Here is a 16450-nt window from a genome sequence, read left to right as displayed (position 1 = left end):
GGGAACCGTGTCGCAAGCAAGCATTGGAATCTTCGACAGCGGGGTCGGCGGCCTGACGGTGGCCAGGGCGATCATCGACCAGCTGCCGAGCGAGTCACTCCTCTACGTGGCGGACACCGCACGCCAGCCGTACGGGCCGAAGAGCATCGCGCAGGTGCGGGCCTACGCCCTTGAGGTGATGGACCACCTCGTCGAGCACGACGTCAAGATGCTGGTGATCGCGTGCAACAGCGCGAGCGCGGCGGTGCTGCGGGACGCCCGCGAGCGTTACGACGTGCCGGTCGTCGAGGTCATCCAGCCCGCGACGCGCCGGGCCGTACAGGCGACCAGGAACGGCAGGGTCGGGGTGATCGGGACCAGGGCCACGATCGAGTCGATGGCCTACCAGGACGCCTTCGCCGCCGCCCCGGACGTCAGGCTGACCGGGGTGGCCGCGCCCCGCCTGGTGGAGTTCGTCGAACGGGGGGAGACGACGAGCGAGGAGGTCATCGAGGCCATCCGGGAGTATCTCGAACCCGTGCTGCACGACGGCTGCGACACCTTGATCCTGGGCTGCACCCACTATCCGCTGCTCACCGGTCCCATCTCCTACGTCGCGGGCAACGGCGTCACGCTGGTCTCCAGTGCGGACGAGACGGCCAAGGACGTCTACCGCGTCCTGCACGACCGTGGCATGGCCGCGACCGGCGGCCCCGCCGCGCACAGGTTCACCACCACCGGGGACACCGACCTGTTCGCCAGGCTTGGCCAGCGTTTCCTCGGCCCCGAGATCCAGGCGGTCGAACTCGCGACGGTCGGTGACGGCGCCGGGGACGGCGGGCCCGTCAGGGGAAACGGGCAGCGGGTCCACCGGATGACCCGCTGAGGTGGGAGCCCCCGGTGGCACGCGACGTAACGTGACAGACAGCGAGTAGGAGGCCGCCGTGAAACTGACGATCATCGGATGCTCCGGGAGCTTCCCGGGCCCTGACAGCCCCGCCTCCTGCTACCTGCTGGAGGCCGAGGGGTTCCGCATGCTGCTGGACTTCGGCAACGGCTCACTCGGCGCGCTCCAGCGGCACATCGGCCTCTACGACGTGGACGCGATCTGCCTGTCCCACCTGCACGCCGACCACTGCCTCGACATCTGCTCCTACCACGTGGTGCGCACCTACTCCCCGCACGGCCCGCTGCCCCGCGTGCCGGTCCACGCCCCCGCGGACGCGCCCCGCCGCCTGGCCGCCGCCTACGGCATGCCCGCCGAGCCGGGCCTGGAGACGGCCTTCGACTTCGTACGGCTGTCGCCCGGCGTCTTCCGGGTCGGCCCCTTCGAGGTGACGGCCGCCAGGGTGAACCACCCGGTCGAGACCTACGGCTTCCGCGTCTCCCACGGCGGCCGTTCCGTGGCCTACTCCGCGGACACCGGGGAGTCGGCCGAACTGGTCAAACTCGCCTCGGGGGTGGACGTGTTCCTGTGCGAGGCCTCCTTCGTCGAGGGCCCTGACCTGCCCGCCGACCTGCACCTGACCGGGCGCCAGGCCGCCGAACACGCGGCGGCGGCGGGCGCGGGCACCCTGGTGCTGACCCACCTGGTCCCCTGGAACGCCACCGAACGGGTTCTCGACGAGGCGTCGCGGGGCGGGTTCGCCGGCCGGATCGAACTGGCCCGCAGCGGTGCCCACTACGACCTGGAGGCGTGAAAGGCCCTAGGGTGAGGTCCATGGCTCGCGCAGATGGACGTTCTCCCGATCAGCTTCGCCCCGTCACCATCACCCGTGGCTGGCTCGCCCACGCAGAGGGGTCGGTGCTCGTCGAGTTCGGCGGCACCAGGGTGCTGTGTGCCGCCTCCGTGCAGGACAACGTGCCCCGCTGGCGCAGGGGCAGCGGCCAGGGTTGGGTGACCGCCGAGTACGCCATGCTGCCCAGGGCGACCAACACCCGCAACGACCGTGAGTCGGTGCGCGGCAGGATCGGCGGCAGGACGCACGAGATCTCCCGCCTCATCGGCCGTTCTCTACGGGCCTGCGTCGACTACAAGGTGCTCGGCGAGAACTCCGTCGTGATCGACTGCGACGTGCTCCAGGCCGACGGCGGCACCCGCACGGCCGCGATCACCGGCGCCTACGTGGCCCTCGCCGACGCGGTGCGGTGGATGCGCGAGCGGAAGATGTGCGCGGGCGACCCCCTCATCGACTCCGTCGCCGCCGTCTCGGTCGGCGTCGTCGGCTCCACGCCGCTGCTCGACCTCTGCTACACCGAGGACGTCGCCGCCGAGACCGACATGAACGTGGTGATGACCGGAAGCGGCCAGTTCGTCGAGGTCCAGGGCACCGCCGAGGGCAAGCCGTTCGACAGGGCCGCCCTCGACGAACTGCTCGACCTCGGCGCCGCCGGATGCGTGGAGCTGACCCGCCTGCAGCGCGAGGCGCTGGCGTGAGCTCCTCGATCAAACTGGTCCTGGCGACCAGGAACGCCGGGAAGATCGCCGAGCTGCGCCGGATCCTGGCCGACGCCTCGATCACGGCCGAGATCCTCGGGCTTGAGGAGTTCCCCGAGATCGGTGACGTCGCGGAGACCGGCCTGACCTTCGCCGAGAACGCCCTGCTGAAGGCGGGCGCCGTCGCCGAGCAGTCGGGCCTGCCCGCCATCGCCGACGACTCCGGCCTGTGCGTCGACGCGCTGAACGGCATGCCGGGCATCTTCTCCGCCCGCTGGGCGGGCAGGCACGGCGACGACCGGGCGAACCTGGAACTGCTGCTCGCCCAGGTGTCCGACGTGCCGGAGGAGCACCGGGGCGCCCACTTCGCGTGCGCGGCGGCTCTGGCGCTGCCCTCCGGTGAGCAGCGCATCATCGAGGGCACCCTGAACGGGGTGATCATCGACGCCCCGCGCGGCGCCAACGGCTTCGGCTACGACCCGATCTTCGTGCCCGAGGGCGAGAGCCGTACGGCGGCTGAGCTCTCGGCCCAGGAGAAGAACGCCATCAGCCACCGGGGCCGTGCCTTCCGCGCCCTGGCCCCCGTCATCGCGGAGCTCCTCGGCTGAGGACGCGCGCCGCGACCGGCGCGCGGACAGGCGTAACGTCGCAGGCATGGAGAGCAACAGACGTGCGCTCGGGTGGGCGGGCCCGCTGATCGGCCTGGTTACCTGCGCGGCGGCGCTGGGGGTCTCCCTGGCGGCCGCGGGGCTGGTCAGGGCGTCCGCCTTCCCCGTCGTCGCGGTCGGCGACGCCGCCGTCGACCTCGCCCCCGCGGGGGCGAAGGAGTTCGCGATCCGCGTCTTCGGGGAGAACGACAAGAACGTCCTGGTCGCGGGCATCCTCGTGGTCCTCGCCGCGATCGCCGCGGCCATCGGGACGCTGGCCCTGCGCGACCTCAGGTACGGCACCGCCGGGCTGGCGGCCTTCGGCGTGGTCGGCGTCTCGGCCGCCCTGACCCGTCCGGACGCGGGCGTCCTGGACGCCGTGCCCACGCTCGCGGGCGTGGTCGCGGGCACCGTCACCCTGCGCCTGCTGACCGGACGCGCCCTGCGGGGCCCGGCCCCCACGGCCTCGGGGGAGGGCGCCGCGATTGACCGGCGCGGACTGCTCATCGGGGCGGCGGGCGGTCTCGCGCTGGCCGGGGTGAGCGGCGTGATCGGCCAGGCGCTGACGTCGGGACGCTCCGCGGTGAGCGCGGCCAGGGCCTCCCTGAGGCTGCCCGGGCCCGCGACCCCGCTTCCCCCGATCCCGGCCGGGGCCGACCTGAGGATCAAGGGACTGTCGCCGTTCGTCACCCCGAACGCGGACTTCTACCGGGTGGACACCGCCCTCGTGCTGCCGCAGGTAGACCCCCGTTCCTGGACCCTCAGGATCCACGGCATGGTGGACAGGCCCGTCGAACTGACCTTCGCCGACCTGCTGAAACGGCCCGTGGTCGAGGCGGACGTCACGTTGTGCTGCGTCTCCAACGACGTCGGCGGCCCCTATGTCGGCAACGCCAGGTGGCTGGGGGCCGACCTGGCGGGGGTGCTGCGCGACGCGGGCGTGCACCGGGACGCGGACATGCTGTTGAGCACCTCGGCCGACGGCTGGACCTGCGGCACCCCGGTCGACGTCGTCCTCGACGGCCGTGACGCCCTGCTGGCCTTCGCGATGAACGGTGAGGCGCTGCCCTTCGCGCACGGCTTCCCGGTCCGCCAGGTCGTGCCCGGCCTGTACGGATACGTCTCGGCGACCAAGTGGGTGACCGACATCAAGGTCACCCGTTTCGACCGGGATGAGGCGTACTGGACACCCAGGGGATGGGCGCCGAAGGGACCCGTCAAGACCGAGTCGCGCATCGACCTGCCCAGGGACGGGGCCGACCTGCCCGCGGGCCGTACGGTGATCGCGGGGGTCGCCTGGGCGCAGCACAAGGGGATCGACGCGGTCGAGGTCAGGATCGACCGGGGGCCGTGGCGCCAGGCGAGACTCGCCCAGGCGCCGACCGCCGACACCTGGCGCCAGTGGGTGGTCGACGACTGGGACGCCACCCCGGGCGAGCACACCATCGAGGTACGGGCGACCGACGCCACCGGCTACACCCAGACCGCAGAACGCGCCCCCGTGGGCCCCGACGGCGCCACCGGCTGGCACACCGTGGACGTCCGGGTCACCTGAGCCGGGGACGCTCCTTCCAGATCTGGTCAACTCGCCGGTGCCGTACGGCCGAGCGCCCTAACATCGGCCCGAAACGAGGCCGAGGGGGACCGGTGGAACAGGCGTTTTCAACCGCGGTATTACAAACGAGGACGTACAACCCCGTGGTGACCGCGGACGGGCAGCGGTGGCGGGACTTCGAGCTCGACCCGCGTTCCTCGGTCGTCGTGGCGCCGCCCAGGGAGCCGGAGCGGGTCGCGTGGCGGCCGATCAGGCTGGACCGGTGCAGGCCGTACGGCGCGGTGGGCGGGCTGGTGATGCCGGACCCGCAGATCCAGGAGGACCTGCTGTGCTCGGTGCCGGTGACCGAAGAGGGGACGCCCACGCGCTTCCCCGACCCCCGGGGAGAGTGGATCAAAGCGATCAACGGGGCCGGCGCGGCGGACGACCCGTTCCGGGCGACCAACTCCCTGGACTGCGCCCTGTCGGTGCTGTCCACCTGGTACGGGACGCCGGTCGTCGCCGCGCCGAGACGGCCGGAGTACGACCGGGCCGGCAGACCCCTGCTGACCGGGGAGGAAGGCGGGGCGGCCCGCGCGGAACGGTGGCTCGGACAGCGCTTCCAGTACCTCGGACAGGGAAGACAGGCCTACGGCCCGATCGGACCGGCGCTGCTGGCCGGTGGCCACGGATCCGCCGCGATCATCGTCAACCGCTGGCCCGGGGGCGGCAGCCATGCCTGGAACGCGGTGAACGCCTCCGGAGAGGTGCTCTGGCTCGACGCGCAACTCGGGAGGCTCGCGGACGAGCCGCTCTACAAGTTCGTGACCGGGGTGTTCTGCGTGATCCTCGACGCGGAGGGACGCGGACTGTGAACCTCGAACAGGCCAGGGCGGTCGCGGAGGAGTACTTCAACGGCGTCAGAGGCCTCGACGCCGCCGTGGAGATCCGGATCTACGACTTCGCCGAGGGATACGTCGCCTGGGCCAAGGAGCCCGAACCCGAGGACCCCGGCGTGCTGCCCGACACCGTCGGCGGCGGATGCCTCGTGATCGACAAGGCCACCGGGGAGATCACGATCAGGCCCCTCCTCAACCCGGAGACCATCGCCGACCGGTACCCCGGATGAGCCGGGCGAAAGGGCCGGGGCACCCCGTGGGGCGCCCCGGCACCGGTCAGCCCGCGGCCAGGGCGTCCACGACCGAGGCCCGGGCGGCCTTACGGGCGGGCAGCACGGCGGCGAGCACGCCCGCCAGACCGGACAGCACCACGAACGCCAGGACCTGCGGCACGGGAACGGTGAACACGACGCCGGTCGTCGCGGTCCGTGCGGCGGCCCAGCCGAACACGACACCGAGCACCACCCCGACCAGCGCCCCGATGAGCCCCAGGATCAGGGCCTCGACCGAGAGCATCGCCCGCAGCTGGGACCGGGTCAGGCCCAGCGCCCGCAGCAGCGCCGACTCCCTGGTCCGCTCGTGGACCGAAAGGGACAGCGTGTTGGCGATCCCCAGCAGCGAGATCAGCACCGCCAGCCCGAGCAGCCCCGTGATGATCATCACGCTCATGTCGAGCGCCTCGTCGAACCCGCTCCTGACCTCCGTGGAGCTGGCCACCTTCGCCGTCGGGTACGGCTGCGCCGCCGCCTCGACCACCTTGCGCGTCACGTCGGGGGCGACCCCCTCCTTGGCGTTGACCAGGATCCGGCTGTCGTCGACCACGCCGAAGTAACGGTCGAAGTCGGCTGCGGGAACCGTCAGCTCCGCCAGGCCCGTCTGATCGGCGTCGAAGACCCCGACGACCGTGAGCTCGACCCGGCCCGCCTTCTTCGTGCGCAGCGGAAGCCGGTCGCCGACCGCGACCTTGAGGTTCTTGGCCACGTAGCCCGCCACCGCCACGGTCCCCGGCTTGAGCGCGCCGACCGACCCCGAGGTGAAGGCCGGGGCGAAGTCCCGGGTGGCGGCGAACGTTCCCGCCCGGTAGGTGGAGTCCTCGGCGCCGACCTTGGCGTCGGTCTGGCGGATCGCGACGACCGAGGTCAGCTCCGGCCTGGTCCGCAGGTTCTCCGCCAGGTCACGCGGCAGACGCGACTCGCGGTCCTGGGCCTGGACCATGTAGTCGACGGGGAACTGCTCGTCGAGCTTCTGGGAGTAGGTCAGCCGCAGCGTGCCGGTGAGCACCGAGATGAGCGTCATCAGCGTCACGCCGACGGTCAGCGCCACCGTCGTGGTCGCGGAACGTCGCGGGTTGCGCCCCGAGTTGTCCAGCGCGAGCCTGCCCGGCACCCCGAAGAGCCTGCCCGGCAGCCAGCCCACGAAGGCGCCCAGCGGCCTGACGATCACCGGTCCGAGGACCAGCACCGCGAAGAACACCAGCGCGCCGCCCGCCATCACGGTGAACAGCGCCGCCTGGCCGGGATCCATCGTCACCCCGACCGCGGTGACCGCGACCCCGGCGACCAGGAACAACGCCGCCACGATCACCCGCACGACCCCCGCCCTGAAGGTGTGCTCCTCCACCTGGGCGCGCAGCGCGGCGATCGGCGCGACCCGCGTCGCCGAACGCGCGGGCAGCAGGGCCGCCCCGACCGTGACGACCATGCCGACCGCCACGGCCAGCGCCACGGTGAACGGCGTCAGGGTCGCGGTCGCCTCGGGCAGCGGGGCACCGGAGGTACGCAGCACCACCATCGCCCCCGCGCCCATGCCGTACCCGAGCAGCAGGCCGAGCAGCGACGACATCAGGCCGACCACCGCCGACTCCAGCAGGACGGAGCCGAACACCTGCCCGCGCGTCGCGCCGATGCAGCGCAGCAACGCCATCTCCCGGGTCCGCTGGGCGACGAGGATGTTGAAGGTGTTGTAGATGACCAGCGCCGCGACGAACATCGCCACCAGGCCGAACAGCAACAGACCCATCGTGAGGAACTGGCTGTCGGCGCCGTTGGCCTTGACCATGTCGTCGGCGTACCGCTTGCCGGTCTTCACCTCGTAGCCGGCCCCGAGGGCCTTGACGACCGCGGCGCGCGCGTCCTCCTGGGAGACCCCCTCGGCCGCCGCGACGTCGATCTCCCGGTAGCCCTTCTCACCGGTCATCGCCCTGGCCGTCTCGGTGACGAAGCCGACCGCGCCGGTGTAGGCCAGCTCCTGGTCGAGGCCGACGTCGAACAGCCCGACCAGCGTGAACTCGTGACTGACGTTCTTGGAGTCGAGCACCGCGACGGTTTCGCCGACCTTGAACCCCCGCGTCTTGGCGGTGTTCTTGTCGAGCACGGCCTGCGTCGCGGTGCTCGGCGCCGAACCGCTGACGATGGAGGTACGGCTCAGCGGCCCCTGGACGATGGAGACCCCCGAGGTCGGGTAGTCACCGGCGGCCTTGCCGTCCTTGCCGATCAGCGCGGAGGTGCCCCGTACGAGACCCTGGGCGTCGGCGACACCGCCGACGGCGCGGACCTTCTCCAGCACGGCCTGGGAAAGGTCCGCCTTGTCGGGGGCGGGAAGCACGGCGACGTCGATCTTGTCGGCCGCCGCGCCGAACTTCTGGGTGAAACCGGCCTGCATGGTGTCGGTGAGCACGAACGTGCCCGCGATGAAGCCGACCCCGAGCGCGATGGCCAGCGAGGTGAGCAGCAGCCGCAGCTTGCGTGCCCTGAGCCCGGCGAAGGTCGTCTTGAGCACCTTCAGGCCTCCAGCTTCATCAGCGTGTCCAGCACGCTCTGCGGGGTCGGCTGGAACAGCTCACTGACCAGCAGGCCGTCCCGCAGGAAGATCACCCGGTCGGCGTAGGACGCCGCGACCGGGTCGTGGGTGACCATCACGATCGTCTGGTTCAGCTCGCGCACCGACGTGCGCAGGAACGACAGCACCTCGGCGCCGCTGCGCGAGTCCAGGTTGCCGGTCGGCTCGTCGGCGAAGATGACCTGCGGCTTGCTGATCAGGGCGCGGGCGACCGCCACCCGCTGCTGCTGGCCGCCGGACAGCTCGCTGGGCCTGTGCCCGAGCCGCTCCCGCAGGCCGACGGTCTCCACGACCCGGTCGAACAGGACCTGGTCCGCCTGCCTTCCGGCGATCTCCAGCGGAAGCCTGATGTTCTGCTCGGCGGTCAGCGTCGGCAGCAGGTTGAACGCCTGGAAGATGAACCCGATCCGCTCGCGGCGCAGCAGCGTCAGCCGTTTGTCGTCGAGACCCGTCAGCTCGACCTCGCCGATGTGCACCTGCCCGTGGGTGACGGTGTCCAGACCGGCCAGGCAGTGCATCAGCGTCGACTTGCCGGACCCGGAGGGCCCCATGATCGCGGTGAAGGCGCCCGTCGCGAAGGAGACGTCCACTCCCCGGAGGGCCTCCACGGCCGCGTCTCCCTGGCCGTAGACCTTGGTCAGGCCCCTGGCCACCACGGCCGCCGCCGTGTCCCTGCGCGCGTGCCCCGCGCCGACCTCTCCGGTGATGGTCACGTCTCTGTCTCCTTGCCAAAAGCGTGTCTTGCGAACTGGAAGAACGCTATTGGCGCAGGACAGGGCCGTTCATCGGCCTGCGGGACAGAGTCGGCCTCCGCCGAAGGAGGCTTGTTCCCGGGCGGCTACGACCCGTGACGTAGTCCCCGTATCGGCCATTCGGACGAGCCGGGGGCCTGGCTCGCGGGGCCGGCCCGTGAAAGACCTTGCCGGGAAGGGCTCACGAATCCGTCGAATGCGGCGTCACAAGCCCGGACTCGTAGGCGTAGACCACCACCTGGGCCCGGTCCCGCAACCCCAGTTTCGCCAGCACCCTGCCCAGATGCGTCTTGACCGTGGCCTCCGCCAGGTCGAGCCGCTCGGCGATCTCCCCGTTGGACAGGCCACGGGCGACCAGCACCAGCACCTCCCGCTCCCGCGCCGTCAGACCGCCGAACACCGTCGGCTCCGCCGTACCCGGCGAGGGAAGATGCACGGCGAAGCGCTCCAGCAGCCGCCTGGTCGTGCTCGGCGCGACGACCGCGTCCCCGCTGTGCACCGAATGGATGGCGCTGACCAGGTCGGAAGGCGGCACGTCCTTCAGCAGGAACCCGGAGGCCCCCGCCTTCAACGCCGCGAACGCGTAGTCGTCCAGATCGAACGTCGTCAGGATCAGCACCCGCGGCCCGTCCTCGGCGGCGCGGATCAGACGGGTCGCCTCGACGCCGTCCATCACCGGCATCCGCACGTCCATCAGCACCACGTCGACACCGCCGCCTCCGGCCACCTCGACCGCCGCCGCCCCGTCACCCACCTCGGCGACGACCTCGATGTCCGGCTGGGCGTTCAGCACCATGCGGAACCCGGCCCTCAGCAGCGCCTGGTCGTCCACCAGCATCACGCGAATCACCGGCCACCCACCTTCCCACCGGGAAACCGCTCCCCGGCACCCTTCCGTCCGGCCCCCCTCACGCGGCCCTGCTCCTGCCCATCTCGCCGATCGGCAACCGCGCCGTCACCCGGAACCCGCCACCGGGGCGCGGACCCGCCTCGACGCTCCCGCCGAACATCGCCGCCCGCTCCCGCATGCCGACCAGGCCGTGCCCGTCCACACTTCGCGGCGCCGCCGCGCCCCGCCCGTCGTCGGTCACCCGGACCAGCAGCTCACGCGGACCGTACTCCATCTCGACCACCGCGCTGCTGCCGGGGCCGCCATGTTTGAGCGTGTTGGTCAGGGCCTCCTGGACGATCCGGTAGACCGTCAGCTGCTCCCCCTCGGGCAGACCCTGCGCCGGGCCGGTGACCCGCAACTCGACAGGCACCCCCGAGGCGCACACCTGGGCCACCAGGTCGTCCAGCTGCGACAGGCTCGGCTGCGGAGCGTACTCCTCGACCCTGCCCTGCCCGGCGGAACCCTTCTCGGCGGAACCCGCCCCGGACACGCCGTCGGTGCGCAGCACGCCGACCATCCTGCGCATCTCGGCCAGCGCCTGCCTGCCCGTGTACGAGATGGCCCGCATGGCCTCCCTGGCCTGCTCGGGGTCGTTGTCGATCGCGTACCCCGCGCCGTCCGCCTGAACGATGATCACACTCACGTTGTGCGCGACCACGTCGTGCAGCTCACGGGCGATCCTGGTCCGCTCGGCCGCGGCGGCCAGCCGTACCTGCTGGTCACGCTCATGTTCGGCCCGTACGGCCCGCTCCTCAAGGCTCAGCAGATAACGGCGGCGGGTGTTGGCGTAGATGCCCGCGATCCAGATCGCCACCACGAACACGGAGAGGCTGGCCCAGCTCACGAAATCCGGATATGTCACGAGCCGCCCGAAGGAAAGGGCCAGCCCCAGCTCCGCCACCAGGCCCGCGGCGACCGCCCAGCGCAACAGGCGCCGCGCGGCCACGGCGTACATGGCGATCAGCACGGACACGTTGAACGCCAGCGGATCGACCCCGGCGAGCCACTGAAGGAAACTCCCCAGCGAGACGGCCGCGAAGACCCCGAGAGGATGCCGCCGCAGCCACAACAGCGGAACCGAGACCATCAGCCCGAAGACCAGGATCGCCCACGGCCCCGTCACGACCCCCGGCCACGGCACACTCCTCGCCCCCGAACCCGTCAGGCTCGCGACGAACCACCCGTTCGCCACCGAGATCGCGGCGAAAGGCACCAGCCAGAGAGCATCCACGGCACCGGGATGCCGACGGCTCCAGTCGAGTAATCTGCCGAACACGTCACCACGATACGTATACGCAGATCAATGCCCTTCCCCCTCAGGGCGGAACCGCGCCTACGACCCAGGTCGCACCTCCAAAGCCCTTACACCCCTCTTACGCCCCTTCGGGCACCATGGTTTTCGGGAGCACCCTCCGGGGTGAGTAAAGGGAGAGATTGTTTGTGATGGCGGATCACAACAATGCCGGGCCGCGCGATGAAGAGGACGCATCGCGCGGCCCGTCGTCATTCCCGGCCCCTCACTGACGGAACCCTCTCAACCTTTTCCCACCGGCCCGGTATCTGAGAAAGAAGAGGGCGGGCCGGGAGGGGAAACGTGGAAACAGGCGCGGAAAGCGTGGAGGAACACTTCCGCGACTTCGTCACCTCACGCTGGCAGGCCATGCTCCGCACCGCCTACCTGCTGACCGGAGACCACGGCAGAGCCGAGGACCTGCTCCAGACCGCGCTGGTCAGGACCCACAGACGCTGGAACAGGATCGACGACCCCGAGCTCTACACCCGCCGGGTGCTCGCCAACCTCAACATCTCCTGGTGGCGGCGAAGACGGATCACCGAACACCTCACCGGCACCGTCCCGGAGACAGCCGTCCAGGACCCGCACACCGGCTACGAAACCCGCGACGCGCTCTGGACGGCGATGCTGACCCTTCCCCCCAGAATGCGCGCCGTACTCGTCCTGCGTTATTTCGAGGACCTGCCGGAGGCCGAGGTCGCCAGAACACTCGGCTGCTCCCTCGGCACGGTCAAAAGCCAGGCCTCACGCGGCCTGGAACGGCTCAGAGGCCACCCCGGGATCACCGGCGACCCCGAACCGCGGACGGCCACGCCCCCGAGGGAGACAACGACCCCATGAACACACCACCGGGACAACGAGCGCTGGAACAGGCGCTGCGCAGCAGCCTCACCCGCCAGGCAGGGACCGTCGCCGAACACTCCGACCCCTACGGCGCGACCCTGCGGCGCATCCACCGCGCCCGGCGCCGCCGCAGGAACACCGCCGCGGGCGCGCTCGCGCTGACCACCGCGCTGACCACTGTGCTCACCCTCGTCCTCGTACGGCCCGCCACACCACACGACCCCGGAGACCGGGTGACCACCGTCCTGACGACACGGCGAACAGGACCGGACTGGCCCGCCAGAGGAGAACTCGCCGGCGACCCCACCCTTCTGACAGCCCTCAGAACCCGCCTCGGCGATCCCGGCGCCCGCGTCCTCTACGCCGGGGACAGGGCAGGACACCGCGTCATCGTGGCGGTCTCCCCGAAGAACCCCGCCATGGGCGGCACGGTCATCCTGTACGGCACGGCGGGAACCCCCGTGGAGGCTCTGAGAGCCGACCCGCAACCCCCGAACATGACGGGCAGGGACGGCATCGCCTGGATCTCCGCAGACCCCGACCACACCCTCATCGTGCTCGGCCCCCCGCGGACGACCGCGGTGAAGATCTCCCCCTCCGTCACCTACCGCTCCGACGGCACCCCGACACGCCGCACCCGCACCCTCCGGACGGACGACGGCCTGATCCTGACCCCCGTCCCCGACGCCGCACCCGGCCACGTCGCCATCAAGATCCGGCTGGGAGAACGCTTCGGAGAACCCGTGCCACTCGGCTGGCCCACATCCCAGCACGAGGACCCCGCCTTCCGCCCCGACCTGACCAGGGCAGCCGCGGCCGCCGAAGGCCACGTCGACCGGGAACAGGCTCAGGGACTGCTGTGGGGACTCGGCGCCCTGGCCACCCCGCCCTGGCGGCTGACCTACCGCTATCTGTGGGGCGGCCCCCTCGGCGCCGGCCGGGACGCCCTCATCGCCACCGTCTCCGGCCCCGAGACCCCCACCTTCCTCGCCGTCCAGACGACCTACACCGCCCCTGACGGAAGCACGACGACAGACCGTCTCGGCCGCCCGGCGGGAGACCTCTCCCAGCCGGTCGGCTGGACCACGGACCTCGGCGGCTCCCCGGCCGCCGCCGTCCGCGTCCCCAACGGGGCAGGGGTCCGCGTCGAACTCAGAGAAGGGAACAGGACGATCGCCACCGCCTCCGCCGACGCCACAGGACTGGCCCTCTTCTCACCTCCCGGCCTGTCCAGGGAACGGCTGCGCGCGTGCGGCTACCGTGTCCTGGGGGCCGGAGGGAAGGTCCTCCACCGGGGAGGACTCGACATCGGCGATCTCCACACGGCCGTTCTGGGAGGGAGCGACTGGTGAGGGGAGGCCGTCGGCGGAGACGCGGAGCAGGCGGAGGGCCTCGCGGAGGGCGGCGGATCGGGAGGGGGCCCTGCCCTGGGTGACGTAGGCCTCGACGAAGGCGGCGTCCTGAGGCGCCAGGGTGACACTGACGGTCACCGGGATGAACGCCTGCGTTTCGTTTTCCGTTTTATTGTGGGGCCGATGGGATTCGAACCCATACTGCGCGCCACCTAAAGACGCTGCCTCCTGCCGTTGGGCTACGGCCCCTTTGTTTTTTCCCGCGAAGTTCTCTGTCTGAGAGTGGCAGTTCGGGCAGAGAAATCGCAAGTTGTTTATTCTGTTGTCGAGCCAGTCGCCGTTGAGATGGTCGACGTGCAACGTGAGGGGCTCGCCCTCCCAGGTGCCCCCGATCTTACAGGCACCGCACCGGTAGGGCACCCCGGCTTCCTGGAGCGCGCGGCGGAGCATCGGGGGCTTGGTCCTGAGGGAACCGGGCGGACGGACCAGGAGGACCTCCTCGGGAGGCAGGCGTCTGGGGGAACGCCGTCCGCGGTGATGCGCCCGTCCGCGGAAGTGCGAGGTGTCGATGCCGAGGCGTTTCAGTTGGCGGCTGATGTGCGCGTGGTTTCCGCCCGCGATCGTGATGCCGAGGCGGCGCAGGACGTCGGTGACGCTGAGAGAGGCGGCCGCGGCCTCGGCCAGCATTTCGGGGGTGTATTTGTACTTCGCCGGCATGCCCCGAGGTTACGGAAGGAGACCGACAATTCCTGGGGCATGCGCCAATCACATTAAATGGCGAAAAAAGGGGATCAGTCCACGCCGAGTTCGCGGCGGAGGCGGGCCACGTGACCGGTCGCCTTCACGTTGTAGAGGGCCTTCTCGATCTTCCCGTCCGCGTCGATGACGAAGGTCGAGCGCAGCACGCCCACGGTGGTCCTGCCGTACATCGTCTTCTCGCCGTAGGCGCCGTAGGCCTGGTGGACCTCCAGGCCGGGGTCGGACAGCAGGGGGAAGGTCAGCGCGTCGTGCTCGACGAACTTGGCGAGCTTGGCCGGGGTGTCCTTGGACACACCGAGTACGGCGAAGCCCGCGGCGGCCAGGGATTCGAGGCTGTCGCGGAAGTCGCAGGCCTGCTTGGTGCACCCGGGGGTCATCGCGGCGGGGTAGAAGTAGAGGATCACACGTTTGCCGCGGTAGGCGTCGAGGGAGACGGTGCCGCCGTCGGCGGCGGGGAGCGCGAAGTCCGGGGCGGCGTCGCCGGGCTCTAGTTTCATGGGTTTCCTCCGTGGACTCGTTCCCGGGTCAACTTACCGGCCTGCCCGAAGTGCCGCGGGCGGACCGGACCTGACAGACTGATCAATGTCAAGGGTGACGAGAGGAGATCCGATGGCGGACACCGATCCCGCGGAGCTTGAGCGGAGAATCGAGCGGACCCGTGCGGAGTTGGCCAAGACGGTTGACGCCATCGCCGACCGGGTGAGCCCGAAGAACGTCGCGCGCAGGACCGTCGCCAAGGCCGAGACGAGCGCGAGGCAGTTCCTGGTCTCGGTCGGAGACAGGGTGGGGGACGTGGTCGGGGTCACGCCGCGTCCGGTCAAGCCGGGGGACGAGCCGCAGGGCCTGTGGGCCGAGGAGGAGCCGAGCCTGGCGCCGGTGCTGATCGGCGTGGGCGCCGTGCTGGCGGTCACCGCGGTGGTCATGCTGTGGCGGCGCCGTCGCCGTTGAGGCGGGCGGGCCGGGTCAGAGGAAGGTGCGGCCCTCACCGCGGTAGGTGGGGACGGTCTCGACGACCTCCTCGCCCTCGATCAGGTGCAGGGCGGTGAATCGTTCGCACAGTTCGCCGGCCTTGGCGTGCCGGAACCAGACGCGGTCACCGGTTCTCAGGTCGTGTGCGGCGGGGCCGAGGAGCGGGGTCTGGACCTCGCCTGCGCCCTCACCGGGGGCGTAGCGCAGGCCGTGGGGCAGGTAGGGGTGGGGGAGGCGGTCCCGTCCCGGGGGGCCCGAGGCGTGGTAGCCGCCGCCCAGGACGGTGACGACGCCGGGGGCGGGGCGGCGGACGACGGGCAGGGCGAACATGGCGGCGGGGCGTCCGGTGAAGCCGCGGTAGAAGTCGAACAGGCGAGGGTGGAAGAAGCCGGATCCCGCGGCGACCTCGGTGACGGCCTTCTCCCTGGCGGTCAGGTCGATGCTGCCCGTGCCTCCGCCGTTGACGAACTCCAGGTCGGCCACCTGGGCGACGGCCTGGACGACGCGGCCTCTGCGGACGAGGAGTTCGCGGCGGGACCGGGCCTGCATGAGGCGGACGGCCCGGGTGAGGGCGGGGTTGCCCGGCTGGTCGTCGCCGACTCCGGCGATCTGGGCCTCGTAGGCCATCACGCCGACCAGGCGGAAGCCGGGGCGTTTGGCGATGGTGGCCGCCAGGTCGGCCGCCTGGTCGGGCCTGCGTACCGGGGAGCGGTGCGCTCCGGCCCTGAATCTGCCGCGGAAGGCCACGAACCCCGCATCGATGTCGAGACATGTGCGGATCTCGTGGCGATGGGGGAGGCCGCCGATCGCGGCGTCCACGAGGTTCAGGTGATCGGCGCTGTCAACCATCAGCGTGATCTCCCGCGCCGCCACGGGGTCGGCGGCCAACTCGGCCAGCGCGGTCCTGTCGGCGGTGGGGTAGGCGACGAGCACGTCCCGCAGGCCGGTCGAGACCAGCCAGAGGGCCTCGGGCAGGGTGAAGGCCATGATTCCGGCGAAGCCGTCCATGGCGAGGATCCGTTCGAGCAGGGGCCTGGAGCGGATGGACTTGCTGGCGACCCTGATCGGTTTGCCGCCCGCCCGCCGGGCCATGGCGGAGGCGTTCGAGCGCAGGGCTTCCAGGTCCAGCACGGCGAACGGAGGATCCAGGTGCGCTGTCGCCCGGTCGTAGCGCTGACGGTCGTCCATGCCCGCAGAATAGCCGTAAAACGACTAATATGAGCAGTGTTCATGTTGAGATGCCGGCGGTAAATTC

16 protein-coding genes and 1 tRNA gene are annotated in these 16450 nt (G+C 71.0%); 10 read left to right on the top strand and 7 right to left on the bottom strand.

Translation table 11 applies throughout. The features are described 5' to 3' along the window. Window positions 1–7 precede the first annotated feature (7 nt). The 7 genes from murI to ABZ470_RS03975 all read left to right on the top strand — a co-directional run bounded on the left by murI (window position 8) and on the right by ABZ470_RS03975 (window position 5726). Window positions 8–865 (top strand): glutamate racemase, encoded by an 858-nt coding sequence (murI, locus tag ABZ470_RS04005; RefSeq protein ID WP_352009599.1) that lies wholly within the window; start codon window positions 8–10, stop codon window positions 863–865. Window positions 866–923: 58 nt separating this feature from the next. Continuing rightward, on the top strand, window positions 924–1679 hold the full coding sequence (locus tag ABZ470_RS04000) for an MBL fold metallo-hydrolase (RefSeq protein WP_352009598.1): 756 nt from the start codon (window positions 924–926) through the stop codon (window positions 1677–1679). A 20-nt stretch (window positions 1680–1699) separates the two neighbouring features. Beyond that, the gene (gene rph, locus ABZ470_RS03995; protein WP_352009597.1) at window positions 1700–2416 is read left to right on the top strand and encodes a ribonuclease PH; all 717 of its coding nucleotides are present in this window, start codon (window positions 1700–1702) and stop codon (window positions 2414–2416) included. An 8-nt stretch (window positions 2417–2424) separates the two neighbouring features. After that, window positions 2425–3024, top strand: coding sequence for an XTP/dITP diphosphatase (locus tag ABZ470_RS03990; RefSeq protein ID WP_352010157.1), 600 nt, complete (start codon window positions 2425–2427; stop codon window positions 3022–3024). 46 nt (window positions 3025–3070) lie between these two features. Further along, window positions 3071–4618: a molybdopterin-dependent oxidoreductase gene (locus ABZ470_RS03985; protein ID WP_362909806.1), complete on the top strand. Its 1548-nt coding sequence runs from the start codon at window positions 3071–3073 to the stop codon at window positions 4616–4618. 143 nt (window positions 4619–4761) lie between these two features. Next, a complete protein-coding gene (locus ABZ470_RS03980; protein ID WP_362909804.1) occupies window positions 4762–5472 on the top strand; it encodes a toxin glutamine deamidase domain-containing protein in 711 nt (236 codons plus the stop codon). Next, window positions 5469–5726: a hypothetical protein gene (locus ABZ470_RS03975; protein WP_362909802.1), complete on the top strand. Its 258-nt coding sequence runs from the start codon at window positions 5469–5471 to the stop codon at window positions 5724–5726. The genes ABZ470_RS03980 and ABZ470_RS03975 overlap by 4 nt, the downstream gene beginning before the upstream one ends. A gap of 46 nt (window positions 5727–5772) precedes the next feature. On the opposite strand, the gene ABZ470_RS03970 is transcribed toward ABZ470_RS03975, so the two are convergent. The 4 genes from ABZ470_RS03970 to ABZ470_RS03955 all read right to left on the bottom strand — a co-directional run bounded on the left by ABZ470_RS03970 (window position 5773) and on the right by ABZ470_RS03955 (window position 11254). Then, window positions 5773–8274: an FtsX-like permease family protein gene (locus ABZ470_RS03970; RefSeq protein WP_362909800.1), complete on the bottom strand. Its 2502-nt coding sequence runs from the start codon at window positions 8272–8274 to the stop codon at window positions 5773–5775. 2 nt (window positions 8275–8276) lie between these two features. After that, on the bottom strand, window positions 8277–9047 hold the full coding sequence (locus ABZ470_RS03965) for an ABC transporter ATP-binding protein (protein ID WP_352009592.1): 771 nt from the start codon (window positions 9045–9047) through the stop codon (window positions 8277–8279). 220 nt (window positions 9048–9267) lie between these two features. Next, a complete protein-coding gene (locus ABZ470_RS03960; protein ID WP_352009591.1) occupies window positions 9268–9936 on the bottom strand; it encodes a response regulator transcription factor in 669 nt (222 codons plus the stop codon). Window positions 9937–9994: 58 nt separating this feature from the next. Beyond that, complete coding sequence (locus ABZ470_RS03955) at window positions 9995–11254, bottom strand: sensor histidine kinase (protein ID WP_362909798.1); 1260 nt, start codon at window positions 11252–11254, stop codon at window positions 9995–9997. A gap of 339 nt (window positions 11255–11593) precedes the next feature. Between ABZ470_RS03955 and ABZ470_RS03950 the strand changes: the two genes are divergently transcribed. Next, window positions 11594–12112 carry a SigE family RNA polymerase sigma factor gene (locus tag ABZ470_RS03950; protein WP_362909796.1) on the top strand — a complete coding sequence of 173 codons (519 nt, stop codon included), beginning with the start codon at window positions 11594–11596 and terminating at the stop codon, window positions 12110–12112. After that, window positions 12109–13467, top strand: a complete 1359-nt coding sequence (locus ABZ470_RS03945; RefSeq protein WP_362909794.1) for a hypothetical protein — start codon at window positions 12109–12111, stop codon at window positions 13465–13467. The genes ABZ470_RS03950 and ABZ470_RS03945 overlap by 4 nt, the downstream gene beginning before the upstream one ends. A gap of 175 nt (window positions 13468–13642) precedes the next feature. Here the strand turns inward: ABZ470_RS03945 and ABZ470_RS03940 are convergent. Both ABZ470_RS03940 and bcp read right to left on the bottom strand, forming a co-directional pair. After that, a tRNA-Leu gene (locus tag ABZ470_RS03940) sits at window positions 13643–13716 on the bottom strand. Between the two features lie 542 nt (window positions 13717–14258). Next, a complete protein-coding gene (gene bcp, locus ABZ470_RS03935; RefSeq protein WP_352009588.1) occupies window positions 14259–14723 on the bottom strand; it encodes a thioredoxin-dependent thiol peroxidase in 465 nt (154 codons plus the stop codon). Window positions 14724–14835: 112 nt separating this feature from the next. Here bcp and ABZ470_RS03930 point away from each other — a divergent pair, with 112 nt between their 5' ends. After that, window positions 14836–15174, top strand: a complete 339-nt coding sequence (locus ABZ470_RS03930; RefSeq protein WP_352009587.1) for a DUF3618 domain-containing protein — start codon at window positions 14836–14838, stop codon at window positions 15172–15174. Between the two features lie 15 nt (window positions 15175–15189). Here ABZ470_RS03930 and ABZ470_RS03925 read toward each other — a convergent pair whose 3' ends face one another. Then, window positions 15190–16383, bottom strand: coding sequence for an amino acid deaminase/aldolase (locus tag ABZ470_RS03925; RefSeq protein WP_362909791.1), 1194 nt, complete (start codon window positions 16381–16383; stop codon window positions 15190–15192). Window positions 16384–16450: the final 67 nt, after the last annotated feature.

The organism is Streptosporangium sp. NPDC020072 (assembly GCF_040631445.1).
Taxonomy (GTDB): Bacteria; Actinomycetota; Actinomycetes; order Streptosporangiales; family Streptosporangiaceae; genus Streptosporangium.
Note: the sequence above shows the minus strand (reverse complement) of the source record. Positions and strands in the feature narration are given on the sequence as shown.